At 67.6% G+C, this 14,644-nt stretch carries 16 protein-coding genes; 5 read left to right on the forward strand and 11 right to left on the reverse strand.

Annotated elements, in window-relative coordinates; all coding sequences use genetic code 11:
- Window positions 1–8: 8 nt before the first annotated feature.
- Together C4E04_RS19705 and C4E04_RS19710 are read right to left on the reverse strand one after the other, a co-directional pair.
- Window positions 9–902: a lipid A biosynthesis lauroyl acyltransferase gene (locus C4E04_RS19705; RefSeq protein ID WP_109601345.1), complete on the reverse strand. Its 894-nt coding sequence runs from the start codon at window positions 900–902 to the stop codon at window positions 9–11.
- 118 nt (window positions 903–1,020) lie between these two features.
- Window positions 1,021–2,190 carry a glycosyltransferase gene (locus C4E04_RS19710; protein ID WP_109600237.1) on the reverse strand — a complete coding sequence of 390 codons (1,170 nt, stop codon included), beginning with the start codon at window positions 2,188–2,190 and terminating at the stop codon, window positions 1,021–1,023.
- Between the two features lie 248 nt (window positions 2,191–2,438).
- Between C4E04_RS19710 and C4E04_RS19715 the strand changes: the two genes are divergently transcribed.
- Window positions 2,439–3,461: a glycosyltransferase family 4 protein gene (locus tag C4E04_RS19715; protein ID WP_109600239.1), complete on the forward strand. Its 1,023-nt coding sequence runs from the start codon at window positions 2,439–2,441 to the stop codon at window positions 3,459–3,461.
- Window positions 3,462–3,692: 231 nt separating this feature from the next.
- A complete protein-coding gene (locus C4E04_RS19720; RefSeq protein ID WP_109600241.1) occupies window positions 3,693–3,980 on the forward strand; it encodes a GIY-YIG nuclease family protein in 288 nt (95 codons plus the stop codon).
- A 188-nt stretch (window positions 3,981–4,168) separates the two neighbouring features.
- Here the strand turns inward: C4E04_RS19720 and C4E04_RS19725 are convergent, their stop codons facing one another.
- The 7 genes from C4E04_RS19725 to C4E04_RS19755 form a co-directional block, all read right to left on the reverse strand.
- A complete protein-coding gene (locus C4E04_RS19725) occupies window positions 4,169–5,191 on the reverse strand; it encodes a zinc-binding dehydrogenase (RefSeq protein WP_109600243.1) in 1,023 nt (340 codons plus the stop codon).
- A 140-nt stretch (window positions 5,192–5,331) separates the two neighbouring features.
- Entirely contained in the window at window positions 5,332–5,865 is a 534-nt protein-coding gene (locus C4E04_RS19730; RefSeq protein ID WP_109600245.1) for an NUDIX hydrolase, read from the reverse strand.
- 7 nt (window positions 5,866–5,872) lie between these two features.
- Window positions 5,873–6,619, reverse strand: coding sequence for an SDR family oxidoreductase (locus C4E04_RS19735; protein WP_109600247.1), 747 nt, complete (start codon window positions 6,617–6,619; stop codon window positions 5,873–5,875).
- A gap of 2 nt (window positions 6,620–6,621) precedes the next feature.
- Window positions 6,622–7,902, reverse strand: a complete 1,281-nt coding sequence (locus C4E04_RS19740) for a beta-ketoacyl-ACP synthase (protein WP_109600249.1) — start codon at window positions 7,900–7,902, stop codon at window positions 6,622–6,624.
- 10 nt (window positions 7,903–7,912) lie between these two features.
- Window positions 7,913–9,037 carry a beta-ketoacyl-ACP synthase gene (locus C4E04_RS19745; protein WP_109600252.1) on the reverse strand — a complete coding sequence of 375 codons (1,125 nt, stop codon included), beginning with the start codon at window positions 9,035–9,037 and terminating at the stop codon, window positions 7,913–7,915.
- Window positions 9,037–9,498 carry a 3-hydroxyacyl-ACP dehydratase FabZ family protein gene (locus tag C4E04_RS19750; protein ID WP_109600254.1) on the reverse strand — a complete coding sequence of 154 codons (462 nt, stop codon included), beginning with the start codon at window positions 9,496–9,498 and terminating at the stop codon, window positions 9,037–9,039. Before C4E04_RS19750 ends, C4E04_RS19745 begins: the two co-directional genes overlap by 1 nt.
- Window positions 9,499–9,680: 182 nt before the next feature.
- A complete protein-coding gene (locus C4E04_RS19755; RefSeq protein WP_109600256.1) occupies window positions 9,681–9,965 on the reverse strand; it encodes an acyl carrier protein in 285 nt (94 codons plus the stop codon).
- A 672-nt stretch (window positions 9,966–10,637) separates the two neighbouring features.
- Here C4E04_RS19755 and C4E04_RS19760 point away from each other — a divergent pair.
- On the forward strand, window positions 10,638–11,360 hold the full coding sequence (locus C4E04_RS19760; protein ID WP_109600258.1) for a tyrosine-protein phosphatase: 723 nt from the start codon (window positions 10,638–10,640) through the stop codon (window positions 11,358–11,360).
- A 61-nt stretch (window positions 11,361–11,421) separates the two neighbouring features.
- Here the strand turns inward: C4E04_RS19760 and C4E04_RS19765 are convergent, their stop codons facing one another.
- Window positions 11,422–11,937: a hypothetical protein gene (locus C4E04_RS19765; RefSeq protein ID WP_109600260.1), complete on the reverse strand. Its 516-nt coding sequence runs from the start codon at window positions 11,935–11,937 to the stop codon at window positions 11,422–11,424.
- A 100-nt stretch (window positions 11,938–12,037) separates the two neighbouring features.
- Window positions 12,038–13,822 (reverse strand): ABC transporter ATP-binding protein, encoded by a 1,785-nt coding sequence (locus C4E04_RS19770; protein WP_109600262.1) that lies wholly within the window; start codon window positions 13,820–13,822, stop codon window positions 12,038–12,040.
- 176 nt (window positions 13,823–13,998) lie between these two features.
- On the opposite strand from C4E04_RS19770, the gene C4E04_RS19775 reads away from it, so the two are divergent.
- Together C4E04_RS19775 and C4E04_RS19780 are read left to right on the forward strand one after the other, a co-directional pair.
- Window positions 13,999–14,244, forward strand: a complete 246-nt coding sequence (locus C4E04_RS19775) for a type II toxin-antitoxin system VapB family antitoxin (RefSeq protein WP_162559487.1) — start codon at window positions 13,999–14,001, stop codon at window positions 14,242–14,244.
- 2 nt (window positions 14,245–14,246) lie between these two features.
- The gene (locus C4E04_RS19780; protein ID WP_109600266.1) at window positions 14,247–14,642 is read left to right on the forward strand and encodes a type II toxin-antitoxin system VapC family toxin; all 396 of its coding nucleotides are present in this window, start codon (window positions 14,247–14,249) and stop codon (window positions 14,640–14,642) included.
- The last annotated feature ends 2 nt before the right edge of the window (window positions 14,643–14,644 follow it).

Raw genomic sequence — 14,644 nt, forward strand, 5'->3', positions numbered from 1 at the left:
ATCCGGCCTCAAGGGGAACTCACGTTAGCTTGAGTTCCGGCCGGCACCCGCCAGCGCCTGTGCATCCATAGCCATTGCTCGGGGTGTTCCCGCACCCACTCCTCGACCACGGAGGTCATGGCCTGCATGGCGCCCTGCACGTCGATGAGTCCTTCAGCGTCCCGGGGCAGGTCGAGGGGCGGAGTGAGCTGGAGCCGGAAGCGGTAGCCGGGCAGGCGGATCACCCGCACCCCGTGGACCGGGCAGTCGAACCGGCGGGCGAACTTGCCGAGGATGGGATTCACCAGGGCCGGCCGGCCAAGGAAGTTCACGATCACGCCGCGGGTGAAATGCTGGTCGATGAGCATGCCGAGATGGCCGCCCTTCTCGAGCGCCCCCTGCATGGCGAAGGCCGCTCCCTGGCGGGCCGCCTCCAGACCGCCCATGGTCTCGGAGCGGATCTCGTGCAGCACCCGCGCGATGGCCGGATCGTTGGGCGCGCGGAACACCGCCGTCGCGTCGAGCCCGAACCGGGCGGCGCAGATCGCCGGCAATTCCCAGTTGGCGAGATGGGCCGAGAAGATGATGCCGGGCTTCTCGTCGTCCCGCAGGCTAAGGAAGTGCTCGATCCCGTCCACCTCCGTCCGGCCGGGCTCGGGCCGGTCCGGGTCGTAGTCGAACAGGGCCCCGAGATGCGGGTATTCACCGCCGACCCGGCCGAGATTGTCCCAGGCGGCCCGCGCGAGCGCCCTCACCTCGGCCTCCGGCTTGCCCGGATAGGCGGCCCGGATATTGGCAAGGGCCGTCTTGTGGGCCGGAAGGAAGGGGCCGATGGCGCGGGCCAGCGCCGCGCCGACGGCGCCGGACCGCTCGGGGCCGAGGGCCCGCGACAGGGCGAAGACGCTCCGCACCAGGCCGACCATGACCGTCTCGGTCAGGCGCGAGGCCAGGCTGCGAGGGCGTTGGGAACGATGAACCACGGATTCTCCTGAAACGGGATCGCGAAAAGAGACCGCGTCTTTCCGCGCCTGCCCGGCTTCGTCAAGTGCCGGACGTGCGCGATAATTGGTCGTAGAGGCCCGTCAGGACCTCCCGCTCCCGGTCCCAGCTCAAGGCAGCGGCAGCCGCGAGGGCCTGCCTTTTCATGCGGTCGAGGGCGGGACGGTCGAGGCTGTTGATAGTCTCCGTAATGGCATCCGCATCGTCGGCCGCGAGGCGCCCGCATTCGAAGCGGGTCACGATCTCGGCCATGTCGGGCAGGGGCGAGGTGACGACCGCGAGGCCTGCCGCCAGGTATTCGAACAGCTTGTTCGGCAGGGCGAAGCGGTTGTGGCGGCTCGAATCCGGCAGGATGCACAGCCCCACATCCGCCTCGGCGGCCCGGGAGACCACCTCCTGGGGAGCAACCGCCGGCTCGAAGCGAACCCGGTCCGCCACGCCCCGCGCCTCGGCACGGGCCTTCAGGGCCGCGAGATAGGCAGGCGCCGCCTGCCCGCGCAGGGTCAGGCGGAACTCGCTGCGCCAGCGCGGCAGGGAATCGAGGATCGCCTCCAGGCCCCTATTGTCGCGCAGAAGGCCGTGGAACAGGACCTCGATCCGCTCACCCACGGGCCGGAACGGCGCCAGGGCCGCGGCCGGAACGTTACGGATGATGGCAGGCTTCGGCAGGCCCGGATAGGCCTCGGCCAGGGCCTCGGCGATGCCGGGGCTCACGGTGATGACCGCATCGGCAGCCCGGATGCCGCGTCCCTCGATGGCCCGCACATGGGCAAGCGCCGCGATCCGCCATTTCAGGCTGTGCTCATACTCGGCGATCGCCATCTCGTGGCTGTCATAGACGATGCGCGCCCCGAAGCGGGCCTTGGCGTCGAGGGCGAGCGGCAGGGTCGTCCAATCGTTGGCGTGGACCGCCTCGGGCCGGAAGTCGCGCAGGATCCGCCGCGCCGCCCGCCGCCCCTCGTGGAGCCAGTAGAAGAGATGCGAGGAGGCCGGCAGCAGGTTGGCCGGGGCCTGCCGCAGCAGGATTCCGGCCCGGATGACGAAGGGCGAGGGCAGCCGGGGCAGGAGCGCGACCCGATAGGGCACGCCCTCTGGCGCCGGCCCGTAGCCGACGAGCAGGACCTCGTGCCCGGCCCCGTGCAGGGCCTCGGCCGTCCGCAGCACGCGCGAATCGTTGGCCAGGGAATGGAAATCGACGACGGCGATGCGCATGAGCGGCGAAAATCCTCTCGAGCATCGGATCGATCCCAGACGAGTCCGAGGCTTCAACCGCGCCGATAGACCGCACGGGCGAGGTTGTCCAGTAACACGGGCGAAACACTCGACGGAGCCGCAGCGGCTTTGTACAAGGCCGCTCGTTTCCCGAACCCGCGAGCCCTCCCCTGCCCTCCGCCCCGAAATCCCGCATCCTCTATGTCTGCTGTGAGCGCATCGTCCCGGGCAGCGCCGCCGCGACCCATGTGCTGGAGATCTGCGAGGGCCTGGAGCGGCGCGGCTATCCGGTGGCCCTGCGGGCGGAGCGCGGGGCCTCCCGCAGCGGCCTCTTCGGCCAGCTCGGGCGCTATGCCCGCATCACCGTCGCGGGCCTGGCGGGCCTACCACGGGCCGACATCGTCTATTTCCGCTCCCATTTCGCGGCCTTTCCCATTGCGCTCGCCGCGAGGATCCTAGGCAAGCCGACGATCCAGGAGATCAACGGGGTCTATGCGGAGGCCTTCGTGACCCATCCGCGCTTCCGGCGCCTGAAGAGGATCCTCTCGGCCCTCCAGCGGCTGCAATACCGCTGGGCGAGCGCGCTCATCGCCGTCACGCCCCAGCTCGTCACGTGGGGCTCGGCGGAGGCCGGCCATGTCCGCGCCTTCCACGTGGGCAACGGGGCGAACACCAGACTCTTCACGCCCGAAGGCCCGCAGACCCGCAGGACACGGCCCTATGTCCTGTTCTTCGGCGGCATGACGCGCTGGCATGGGGTCGAGGTGATGCTCCAGGCCGCCCGCTCCCCGGGCTGGCCTGACGGGACCGACCTGCTGCTCGCCGGCCCGATCGTCGACGAGAGCCTGCGGGCCGCCCTCGAGGGAGCGCAGGCCCCCGTGACGTGGCTCGACCGGGTCGCGCAGAAGGATCTGCCGGCCCTGATCCGCGGCGCTGTGGCGGCGCTCGTGCCGAGCGTGGATCCCAGCGGCATCACGGCCCACGGCATCACGCCCTTAAAACTCTTCGAGATGCTGGCCTGCGGTCGGCCGGTGGTGGTCAGCGACTTCAAGGGCATGGCGGATATCGTCCGGGGCAGCGGCTGCGGCCTCGTCGTCCCGTCGGGCGATCCGGAGGCGCTCGCCCGCGCCGTCGCGGACCTCTCGGCCGACCCGTCTAAAGCCAAGACCATGGGCGAGGCCGGGGCCCGGCTGATCGCCGCCGAACATTCCTGGGACGTCAGGGCCGCCGAGACGGCCGCAGTGATCGAGGACGTTCTCGCAAGGGGATAGGGGCTCGCCTATAAGCACACCGTCATTCCGGGGCGCCGCAGGCGAGCCCGGAACCCATAAACACCAACGTTTTACAATGGGAAGCTGCGAAATCCGCCGCTCTTTATCCTGCACCGTTAGCGGGTATGGGTTCCGGGCTCGCACCTAAAGGTGCGCCCCGGAATGACAGAGGAGGAGCTTGTCAGCTTATTGTAATTAAGTACCATTTGCTGCCAGATCAGTCGAGGCAGCATGGCTTACTACGTCTATCTCTTGGCCAGTCGCCGGCATGGAACGCTTTATCTTGGCGTCACCAACGATCTGTCCCGCCGCGTCCATGAGCACAAATCCAAAGCGATTCCCGGCTTTTCCGCAAAATACGATGTCCAGCGCCTTGTCTGGTACGAAACTTACGAGCGCATCGATGAGGCGATTGCGCGAGAGAAGAGCCTCAAGAAATGGCGGCGGGATTGGAAGATCAGATTGATCGAAGACATGAACCCCGACTGGTCGGATCTCTATCTCATCCTCAACCAGTAACATCGTCATTCTGGGACAGCGCGTGCCTCCCCGTCATTCCGGGGCCGCGGAGCGGAGCCCGGAACCCATAAACGCAACCATCTCAGAATAGAGAGCCGCGAAAGCCGCTGCGTCTTATTCATAAAGCTCAGCGTTTATGGGTTCCGGGCCCGGCCCCTTGGGCCGTCCCGGAATGACGGTGCACGACCTCAGAACGTCACGACCACCTTGCCGAACACCTTGCGGCTTTCCAGCCGCTCCAGCCCCTTCTGGAAATCGTCGAGGGGGAAGATCGAATCGATCACCGGCGTCATGCCGCCGGCCATCTTCTCCAGGGATTGCGCAATGTTCTCGATGCGGCAGCCAAAGGAGCCGAAGATCCGGTATTGCTGCTGGAAGAGCTGCATGAGGTTCATGGTGGTCGAGACCCCGCTCGTGGAGCCGCAGGTCACAAGGCGTCCGCCCCGCTTGAGGCAGAGCAGCGAGCCGTTCCAGGTATCGGCGCCCACATGCTCGAACACCACGTCCACACCCTTCCGCTTGGTCAGGCGACGCACCTCGCCCTCAAAGCGCTCCGTGCGGTAGTTGACGACGTAGTCGGCGCCCAGGGCCTTCGCCTTCTCGCCCTTCTCGTCGTCGCCAACGGTCGTATAGACCGTGCAGCCGATGGCCTTGGCCATCTTGATGGCCGCCGTGCCGATGCCCGATCCGCCCGCATGGACGAGGATCGATTCGCCGGGTTCCAGCTTCGCGTTATCGAAGAGCATGTGCTGGACCGTGCCGAAGCCGATGGGCGCGCAGGCCGCATCCGTGAAGGATACGCCCTGGGGCACCGGGATGACGAGCCGCTCCGGCCGGTTGATCAGCTCACGGGCGAAGCCGTCGATGTGGAAGCCCATGATGCCGGCAACGTTCTCGCAGAGATTGTCGCGGCCCTCCCGGCAGGCCTTGCAATGGCCGCAGGTCTCGGCGCCGTACATGGTGACCGGATCGCCGGCCTTGAACCGGGTCACGCCCTCGCCCACCGCCGCGATCTCGCCGGAAGCCTCGACGCCGACCGCCTGCGGCATCTTGCGCTTGGCGAAGGCCATGCCGCGAAAACCCCAGACGTCGAGATAGTTCAGGGCGAGCGCCTTCACGCGCACCTGCACCTCGCCCGGGCCGGGCGGCGGCGGAGCGTCCATCTCGGTCAGGCGAAGGTCGCGGTCGCCGAAAAGCTGAAGGGCACGCATGGGTTCGATCCTTGACGTATCTCGCCGTTCCGCCGGAAGAGCCCTGCGAAACGCGGTCCCCGGGACGGGCCCGGGGATGACATGGAATATTCCTGAAGGCGATTAAAGCCCGGTCCTGCCGATGACAAGCTCCGGCCTCTTTACCGGGCCGCGAGATGACGCTCCGCAAGCAGGAGGGCGACGCAGGTCGGCCCGTGGACGATGCGGGCCGCCACGACCTCCGCAACGGCATCCGACAGGGACATCTCGACCGGCTCGATGACTTCGCCCGGATCGGGGTTGGTCGCCGTCGGCGACAGTCCCTCGGCCAGGAAGAGATGGCTCGGCGAGGACACCCCGGCCGTAAACGGATGGACCAGACCGAGCGGGGTCATGGTCTCGGCCTTGAAGCCGATCTCTTCGACGAGTTCCCGGTGGGCCGCATCGACCGGCTCCTCGCCCGGCTCGATGGCTCCGCTCACCGCCTCGAGGCTGTATGCGCCCAGGGCATAGCGGAACTCTCGCGTCAGGATGACGCTTCCGGTGGACGTCACGGCGATGACGCTGACGCCCGGCGGCTTGATCACCACCGAATAGGTCCCCTGGTGCCCATTGTCCCAACGGACCTCGTCCCGGACGACGCGGGTCCATGGGTCCTCGTAAATCGTCTCCGACGACAGGGTCTTGCAGCGCATCGAGCGTCTACCGGTGAATGCCGATCATGGAGGTCAGACCGCCGTCGATGGGCAGGACCGCGCCGGTCATATAGGCGGCGGGCTCGCTTATGAGGAAGGCCGCGAGGCCCGCGATCTCCTCGGGCTTCGCGAAGCGCCCGGCCGGGATCTGCTTCTCCATGCTTTCCCGGAAGGCCGCGTAGGGCGCCATCATGTCTGTGTCGATGAAGCCCGGCGCGATCACGTTAACGGTCAGCCCGCGCTTCGCGGTCTCGATGGCGAGGGTGCGGCAATAGGAGATGAGCGCCCCCTTGGAGGCCGCATAGGCGGCATTGCCGGGATTGCCCTGGAGGGCCGCGACGGAGCCGATGGCCACGATGCGACCGGCGCGGGCGCGGATCATGCCGCGCATGAGGGACTTGGCGATCCGCGTGAAGGACCAGAAGTTCACCTGCATGGCGCCTTCGGCCTTGTCCTGCTGCATCATGGCAGCCAGCGCGTCATAGGGCTGGCCGGCATTGTGCACGAAGCCGAAGAACGCCTCGGATTCGAGGCTCGCGCAGAAATCGTCGAGGGCTTCCTTATGGGACAGGTCGAGGGCATGGGTCTTGACCGTGCGGCCCGGATGGGCGGCCATCAGATCCTCGGCCAGCGCCACCGCGGCGCCCGTGGAGGAGCGGTAGGTGAAGTCCACGTCGTGGCCGGCCGCGACCAGCGCCCGCACGATGGCGGCGCCGACGCCCTTGCCGCCGCCCGTCACGAAGATCCGGCCCATGCTCAAGCCCCTTTCGGCTCCGCCCCGAAGACGAGGCAGGTGTTCTGGCCGCCGAACCCGAAGGAATTCGACATGACGAAGCGGACATCCGCGTCCCGCGCCTCGTTCGGGACTACGTCGAGCGGAATCGTGGGGTCCGGGACCTTGTAGTTGATGGTCGGCGGAATGCGCCCGGTCGCGAGGGTGAGCAGCGACATCACGGCCTCCACGGCGCCGGCGGCCGTGAGCGTGTGGCCGATCATCGACTTGTTCGACGAGATCGGCAGCTGCGCCATGCGCTCGCCGAACACGGCCGTGCAGCTCATGGCCTCCATCTTGTCGTTCTCGGGCGTCGATGTGCCGTGGGCGTTGATGTAGCCGATATCGTCGGGCGCAAGGCCCGCATCGGCCAGCGCCTCGCGGATCGCCGTGATGGCCGGCATCCCGTCCGGCGAGGAGCGGGTGCGGTGGAAGCCGTCGCCCTTCTCGCCGCAGCCGAGCACGTAGCCGAGAATCGTCGCGCCACGGGCCTTCGCGGCCTCGGCATCCTCGAGCACGAGGGCGGCTCCGCCCTCGCCCATCACGAACCCATCCCGGTTCTTCGAGAAGGGCTTGGAGGCCGCCTCCGGCACCTCGTTCTGGGTCGAGAGCGCGGAGAGCAGCGAGAAGCGAACGAGGGATTCGGGGTTCACGGAGCCGTCCGTGCCGATGCAGAGCGCCGCCTGGGTCTCGCCGCGCCGGATCGCCTCGACCCCGAGCTGGATCGCCGTGGCGCCGGACGAGCAGGCGGTGGAGAGCGAGATCGGCGAGCCCTTTGTGCCGAACCGATCGGCGACCCGGTCGGCGACCGTGCCGAAGATGAACAGGTCGTGCCAAGCCTTGAATTTGCCTGTGGCGGCCGCCTTCAGGAGATCCTTGTAGGTGATGTCCCCGGTCTGGCCGGAGGCCTCCGCCAGGGCCTCCCGCTGGGGCCATTCCATCTCGACCGGCGGCACGGCGATGAACAGGGCGCCCGGAAAGTCGCTCCGGCTCAGGCCCGACTGGCCCACCGCCTCGTCGGCGGCCCGCAGGGCGAGCTGCTCGGACAGCATGGGTGCGCAGAAGGGCTCGACTGCGATGGAATCGATGGTGCCCGCGATGGTGGTGCGCAGGCCCTCGACGGGGAAGCGCGAGATGCGGCGGATGCCGGACTGCCCTGCCGTGAGGGCCGCCCAGGTGTCGTCCTTGCCTTGGCCCAGGGACGTGACTACGCCCATGCCCGTGACGGCGACGAGCGGACGGCCCTGGTTGTCGCGAAGCGCCATGCCGGTCTCCTCACTCTGCCTTGGTCAGCCGCACGGCACCCTCGCCGCGCCAATGGCCGACGGAGGTGACGAGCGCCTCGTTGGATTGCCCCCGGGCGATCAGGGCGGCCGCCAGGGCGACGCCCGACGGCACCTGGCCCTCCATCATGTGGCCGGTCACGTTGCCGGTGGCGTGGAGCGCGGCCTCCGGGAAGGTCTCGCGCAAGGCGGCCTGCTCCTCCTCGGTGACGTCCTTGATGCCCGTGGCGCCCGACACGATGGCGTCGGGCCGGGCGTTCAGGGCCGCGATCTGTGTCCGCAGGGCCTGCCCGACGCTGCCGGGCGTGCGCCGGCTGCGGTCGGACACGATGCCCGCGACGGTCGCAAGCGACGTCGCGCCCCGCGCTGCCGCATGTTCGCGGGATTCCATCACCAGGAAGCAGGCGCCGGATCCCAGGATCATGCCGCCGCCCTCGGCGGGACGCTCCCAGACGGGGCGATAGGCCTGCTTCCAGAGGAAACCGCCCATTTCGTAGATCAGCAGCACGTCGGGCCGCTCGGCATTGTAGGCGCCGCCGACCAGGAAAATGTCGTTCTGCCCCGAGGCGATGCGCGCATGGGCGACGCGAAGTGCGTCGACGCCGCTCGATTCCTCGCCCATGAAGGTGCGCGACGCCCCCGTGACTCCATGAACGATGGAGATGTTGCCCGCCAGCAGGTTGGAGAGCTGGGCCAGGAACAGGGTCGGCCGCAGGTCGCCCATCAGGCGCTCGTTGAGGAACACGCCCGGATTCTCGGCTGCGCGCAGGCCCGTGAGGATCTGCCCGTCGACCGCGTAATCGCGCTCGCCGCCGCCGGCCGCCACGATCAGGTGCATGCGACTTTTCAGCTCCGCATCCTCCTTGGCGCCGGCCGCATCGAGGGCAAGGCCCGCCGCATAGCAGCCCAGCTTCTGCCAAGCCTCCATCTGCCGCTGGTCGGATTTCTTGGCGATCTGCCGGTCGTAATCCGGCGTTGCCACCGGATGGACCGGATAGGGCGCGAAGCTCTCGGTGTCGATGCGGGGCGCGCCTGCGGAGAGCGCCTCCAGGTGGGCGTCGATTCCCTCCCCGGCGGCCGAGACGATTCCGATTCCCGTGATGACAACGTCGCGCATCAGGCCGCCTCCGCCAAGAGCCCGATGCGGCGCGCCTGGGCCCGCATCAGCTCGTCCATGCCGGCCGGGAAGGGCATGATGCGGAAGCGCAGCTCCGCATCGCAGATGGGCTTGCCCTCGGCCATGATCTTCGCCTTCGTGACCGCATAGCCCGAGCCCTCGTGCTCGAGCTGCGCCGTGACGGTGAGCACCGTATCGGGTCCGACGAAGGTGCGAAAGCGCGCCTTGTCGACCGCCATGAGGAACGGCATGTGGGTGAAGTTCATGAGCCCCAGCACGAGATAGCCGGAGGCCTGGGCCATGGTCTCGGTGAGCAGCACGCCGGGCACCAGGGGATGACCCGGGAAATGCCCTTCGAAGACCGGGCTTTCCGTCGGCACCGTGGACGTGGCCTCGATCCGGCGGCCCTCGCGGTCGAGGCGCGTCACCCGATCGATCATTTCAAAATATTCGAGACGCATCCGGGATCCGAACCATTCTCTTGTCGTCCCGGGCGGGCCGGGCGGGAGGGGCTCAAGGAAAGCCTGGGGCAGAGCCTCGGAGCGGGGCTCCTGTCCGACCGCCGTGTCGAGCCGGGATTGCGGGCGCCCTTCGCGGTCCGGGCGCTCTGAGGGGAGCACAGGCCCCTGGCGGGGCCTGCCGCTTACGAAGCCGCCTTGGCGGCGATCAGGGCGTCGATATGCGCCACGAGATTCTTCAGGACGAAGTACTCCTCGGCCGGAGCCTTGCCCTCGTTGACCTCCTGCGTCCACTGCTCGAGAGGCAGCTTGATACCGAAGGCTTTGTCGATCGCGAAGGCGATGTCGAGGAAGGCCAGCGAATCGATGCCGAGATCGTCGATGGCATGGCTTTCCGGCGTGATCTGGTCGCGCGGGATGTCGGCGGTCTCGGAAATGATGCCGGCGACGGTCTCGAAGGTGGACGACATGACGCCGCTCTCCTGCAGTGATTGGTCTCGACGATGGACTTCCCCTCGGGCACCCGTGGCCCGGTCCGGCAGCCGTTTTCGTCAAGGAGGGTTGTATCGAAACGCACCCCTTACACGACAGGGGGCGGGGCGGCAACAGATAGGATAAGCTTCAAACTCCCGGCAGGCCTGATGGAAGCCCGCACGAGCCTGGGATTTCGGGCCTGGCGCAAGCTCGAACCACGCCATCCTCACGTCCAGGCAGAGCTTTACGAAGGCTCAAGGATTTGGGAGCGATCGTCTACGGACGGCTTTGAGGGCAAAAGCAGCAGTGCCGGGCCAGCGGCACGATCCGGGAAGATGGGCTTCCTCGGACTGTGGCAACAGCCTTGCCCTCGAATCGGAGGTGAAAGCCGATGTGGTTCCTACCCCTTGGCTTCGCCCTGGATATGAAAAGGACCCGGAGATCCTGGCAGATCACGATCCGGGTCCAATTCTGGATCTAGGAAAAGGATGGCGGGCGAAAGCCCGTCATCCACTCCGATCCCAATATAGCGCGCTCTTCGGGCCGATCCAAGCCGCCCATCTGCAGACGCCCGCCCCCTGCGATTGATTAATACGGGTCAATGCCCGATAAGGCGGCCCTGACGCCGAAGGCCCCGGCTCGGGCCGCAACCGCTACAATGGATTGCCGTGATCAACAGGTTTCTCAAGCCTGAAACCCGCTATGCCCGCCGCATGGCCCGCATCGCCCGCTGGGACAAGCCCGTCGGGGGGGCCCTCGGGCGCGTGCGCGCCTGGGCCAACATGCTGCTGGTCGATCACGGGGTCTTTCGCCTGCTCTACCTGAACAAGCACCGGGTCTCGGAGCGGCTCTGGCGCTCGGCCCAGCCGGCTCCGCACCAGATCTCGCGGCTCAAGGACGAGGGGGTGCGCACCATCGTCAACCTGCGCGGCGGGCGCGAGCACGGCTCCTGGCAGCTTCAGAAGGATATCTGCGAGCGGCTCGGGATCAACCTCGTGGAATTCGTGGTGCGCTCCCGCGGCGCGCCGGACCGGGAAACCCTTCTGTCCGCCAAGGCCTTCTTCGAGACCGTCGAATACCCGGCCGTGCTCCATTGCAAGTCAGGTGCCGACCGGGCGGGCTTCGTGGCGGCCCTCTACCTCATCGTCCATGAGGGCCGCAGCGTGGACGAGGCCCTGCGCCAGCTCTCCGCCCGCTACGGCCATTTCCGCTTTTCCAAGACCGGCATCCTCGACGCCTTCTTCGAGCGCTACCGCCAGGAGGGCGAGGCCAGGGGGATTCCCTTCCTCACCTGGGTCGAGACCGTCTACGACCCGGAGGCCCTGGAGAGGGACTTCCGACCCGGCTTCTGGTCGAACGTTCTGGTCGACCGCATCATGCGGCGGGAGTGAGGCCCGAAGCGCTCTGCCGGCGGGGCAAGCCCGCCGGGTCGCGCCGTCAGTCGAGGACTTGTCAGTCGAGGACCTGGCAGTGCTTGGGCACGCCGGGGACCGGATCGCCGAAGGTGCCGTTGTTGCAGCCGACTCCGCCCCGATAGAAACCCTCCGCATAGCGGCCATGGGCACCGTAGCGGACCCGTTTGCCACCCCGGAAGCCGCAGAAGCCGTTTTCGTCGGCACAGGTCCGCCAAGCCGGCCCGCCATATTCCGTCTCGCGCCAGCGGACGGGCCGGTGCGGGAATGGCGGCTCGAAGTCTTCCCGGGCGGACCGGGCGATATAGGCGCAGCGCTTCGGGATTCCGGGCGCCGGATCACCGAAGGCCCGGTTGGAGCACGGAATGCCGCCTCCCGGGACGTCGCGCGCCACCTGGTGGCCCGGGATGCCGTAGACGACCCGGGTCGGATAGGGAACGCGGCAGAAACCGTGCTCCGGCGCGCAGGGCACGAGGCCCTGGGCGACAGCGGCGGTGGATCCGGCGAGCGCAGCGCCGAGGATCAGCACCGCGGTTGCAATGATGGAGCGAAGCATGGATGTCCTCCCTGAGTGGGTTCACCACCCTTAAGAGGATCGTCTTAACATTGTTATAATATATCTATACTGCGTCTGACCGGCCTGTCCCTGCCCGTTCTCAGGCCACCGGACTCGCAGGCTCGGCCTCGCCCGAGAGCTGGAGGCGGTGAAGGCGCGCATAGGTCCCGCCCGAGGCCACGAGCGCCTCGTGGGAGCCCATCTCGGCGACGCGGCCCGCCTCCATCACGACGATCTTGTCCGCGTCCCGCACGGTCGAGAGCCGGTGGGCAATCACGAGGGTGGTGCGGCCCTTCATGAGCCGGCGGATCGCCTCCTGGACGAGCTGTTCGGATTCCGAATCGAGCGCGCTCGTCGCCTCATCCAGCAGCAGGATCGGCGCATCCTTGAGGAAGGCGCGGGCAAGCGACACCCGCTGGCGCTCGCCTCCCGACAGCCGCCCGCCGCCGGGCCCGACGACCGTGTCGTAGCCCTGGGGCATCCGCATGATGAAATCGTGCGCGGCCGCGGCCCTGGCGGCCGCGACGATCTCCTCGTCGCTCGCGCCGGGCCGGCCGAACGCGATATTGGCCCGCACCGTGTCGTCGAAGAGCACCACGTCCTGGCTGACCACCGCGATGGCGCTGCGTAAGGACCGGAGCGTGACGTCGCGCACGTCCTGCCCGTCCACCAGCACGGCGCCGGACGTGACGTCGTAGAGCCGGGGCACCAGGGAGAGCACGGTCGACTTGCCGGAGCCGGAGCGGCCGACGAGGGCCGTGGTGCGGCCCGCCTCGGCGGTGAAATCCACATGATGAAGCGCGGTCTGCTCCGCATTGTAGGAAAAGCCCAGATCCTTGAACCTGATCTCGCCGCCCGTCACCGCGAGCGCCTTCGCGCCCGGCCGGTCGGTGATCTGCGGCTTCTCGTCCATGACCGCGAAGGTGCGCTGGAGGGCGGCCGCCGCCTCCTGAACGATGGCGTTGAGATTGCCGAGCGCCCGGATCGGCTGGGCGGCCAGGATGAGCGCGCTGACGAAGCCCGTGAAGTCGCCCACCGTGCTGCCGCCGGCGATGATCCGCTGGCCGATCAGCACCAGCACGGCCGCCACCGCGAAGCCGCCGCCCGCCTCGAGGAGCGGATCGAGGCGCCCGCGCGCATTGGCGGCCTTCATCTTGAGCTTGCGCACCTCGTCGAAGGTCTGGGCCGCCTTGGACTTGAGATAGCCCTCGAGCGCGTAGGTCTTGGCCACGCGGGTGCCCGCGAGGCTTTCGGTGATCAGGCTCGCCATCTGGCCGGTCTGCTCCTGGGTCGAGATCGCGACCCGGCGCAGCTTCTTGCCGATCTTGCCGATAGGATGAGCGATGAACGGCACCGTGACGCCGGCCACCAGGGTGAGCACCGGGTCGATCCACAGCATGGCGGCGACGAGCGCGATGATGGTCGTCACTTCCCGCAGGAACACGGTCGAGATGCGGGTCAGCGCCTCCTTGATGAACAGGAAATCCGTCGTGAAGCGCTGGGTGAGCGCCGCCGGGCTTTCCCGCCCGATCTGGGCGATGTCCGCATCGATCATGTGGCCATAGAGGGCCGTCTGCATGTCGGCCTCGATCTTGGTCACCACCCGGTTGGTCAGCACCGTGAGCGCCAGGAGCGAGAAGCCCTTCACGGACGTGACCGCGATGACGAAGAGGGGCGCGAGCAGGATCGCGGTCGCGTCCCGGGCCGCGAAGGCATCGAAGGCCGCCTTGATGAGCACCGGATAGAGGCCCGTCGCGCCGGAGACCAGGGCCACGAGAACGAGGACGAGCGCCAGGGTCTTGGCATGCGGACGCATCCAGTCCCGCCAGAGGCGCCGGATCAGGGGAAGCGTATCGCCGCGCAGAAGCGGATTCTTGCCAGCCATCGTCTCACGTATCGTGTGCAACCGCGTGTGGCGTTAGCACGCCCCTACCCATGGCCGCAAACATCGCCGCGTCCCCTGTCGCCGCAGGGACGGGAAATCCGGAACCGGATGAGGTACCTTTTTCCTTTCTCAAGGTACCGAATTCTGTTACGATCAATCTCGAACAGGAGGATCTCATGGCCCTGAACATCAAGGACCCCGCCCTGCTCCGTCAGATCGAGCACCTCAGCCGTGTGCGGCGCATGAGCAAGGCCGATGTGCTGCGGGCAGCCCTCGACCGCGAAATGGCCGAGGAAGCAAGCGCGATGCCCGTGAAGGAGCGTCTTGCGCCGCTTCTCGCCAAGGTGGCCAGTACCGTGACGGTCGAGCGGACCTCCTGGGAGGAAGAAAAGCGCTACTTCGACGAGCTCTGGGGCCAATAGGCATGTTCCTCGATGCTTCCGCGGTCCTCGCCATCCTTCTCCAGGAGGACGGTCACGAGGCGCTGATTGAGCGGATCGAGACGGCCCGCACCCCGCTGACCACGTCACCGATCGCGATGGTGGAATGCGTCGCGAACTTGGCGAGCAAGGGAGGGTTATCGGTGGAGGCGGCCCATGGGTTCGTGGCCGAGTTCATGCAGCGGCTGGATGTCCATGAAATGCCGGTCACGCCCCAGATCGGCACCGAGGCCATCCGGGCCTTCGCCCGCTACGGGAAGGGCCAGAACAGTCCGGCCCGCCTGAACATGGGCGACTGTTTCGCCTATGCGTGCGCCAAGAGCACCGGCCTCCCCCTGCTCTACAAGGGCAACGATTTCATCCATACGGACCTGGGCTGAGA

This window comes from Microvirga sp. 17 mud 1-3 (genome assembly GCF_003151255.1).
Classification (GTDB): Bacteria; Pseudomonadota; Alphaproteobacteria; order Rhizobiales; family Beijerinckiaceae; genus Microvirga.

Excerpts from the sequence above, each read along its gene's own strand:
- C4E04_RS19705 (WP_109601345.1), bottom strand. The coding sequence starts at position 902 with ATGGTCGGCCTGGTGCGGAGCGTCTTCGCCCTGTCGCGGGCCCTCGGC.
- C4E04_RS19710 (WP_109600237.1), bottom strand. The coding sequence starts at position 2,190 with ATGCGCATCGCCGTCGTCGATTTCCATTCCCTGGCCAACGATTCGCGC.
- C4E04_RS19720 (WP_109600241.1), top strand. The coding sequence starts at position 3,693 with ATGGCTTACTACGTCTATCTCTTGGCCAGTCGCCGGCATGGAACGCTT.
- C4E04_RS19725 (WP_109600243.1), bottom strand. The coding sequence starts at position 5,191 with ATGCGTGCCCTTCAGCTTTTCGGCGACCGCGACCTTCGCCTGACCGAG.
- C4E04_RS19730 (WP_109600245.1), bottom strand. The coding sequence starts at position 5,865 with ATGCGCTGCAAGACCCTGTCGTCGGAGACGATTTACGAGGACCCATGG.
- C4E04_RS19735 (WP_109600247.1), bottom strand. The coding sequence starts at position 6,619 with ATGGGCCGGATCTTCGTGACGGGCGGCGGCAAGGGCGTCGGCGCCGCC.
- C4E04_RS19740 (WP_109600249.1), bottom strand. The coding sequence starts at position 7,902 with ATGGCGCTTCGCGACAACCAGGGCCGTCCGCTCGTCGCCGTCACGGGC.
- C4E04_RS19745 (WP_109600252.1), bottom strand. The coding sequence starts at position 9,037 with ATGCGCGACGTTGTCATCACGGGAATCGGAATCGTCTCGGCCGCCGGG.
- C4E04_RS19750 (WP_109600254.1), bottom strand. The coding sequence starts at position 9,498 with ATGCGTCTCGAATATTTTGAAATGATCGATCGGGTGACGCGCCTCGAC.
- C4E04_RS19755 (WP_109600256.1), bottom strand. The coding sequence starts at position 9,965 with ATGTCGTCCACCTTCGAGACCGTCGCCGGCATCATTTCCGAGACCGCC.
- C4E04_RS19765 (WP_109600260.1), bottom strand. The coding sequence starts at position 11,937 with ATGCTTCGCTCCATCATTGCAACCGCGGTGCTGATCCTCGGCGCTGCG.
- C4E04_RS19770 (WP_109600262.1), bottom strand. The coding sequence starts at position 13,822 with ATGGCTGGCAAGAATCCGCTTCTGCGCGGCGATACGCTTCCCCTGATC.
- C4E04_RS19775 (WP_162559487.1), top strand. The coding sequence starts at position 13,999 with ATGGCCCTGAACATCAAGGACCCCGCCCTGCTCCGTCAGATCGAGCAC.
- C4E04_RS19780 (WP_109600266.1), top strand. The coding sequence starts at position 14,247 with ATGTTCCTCGATGCTTCCGCGGTCCTCGCCATCCTTCTCCAGGAGGAC.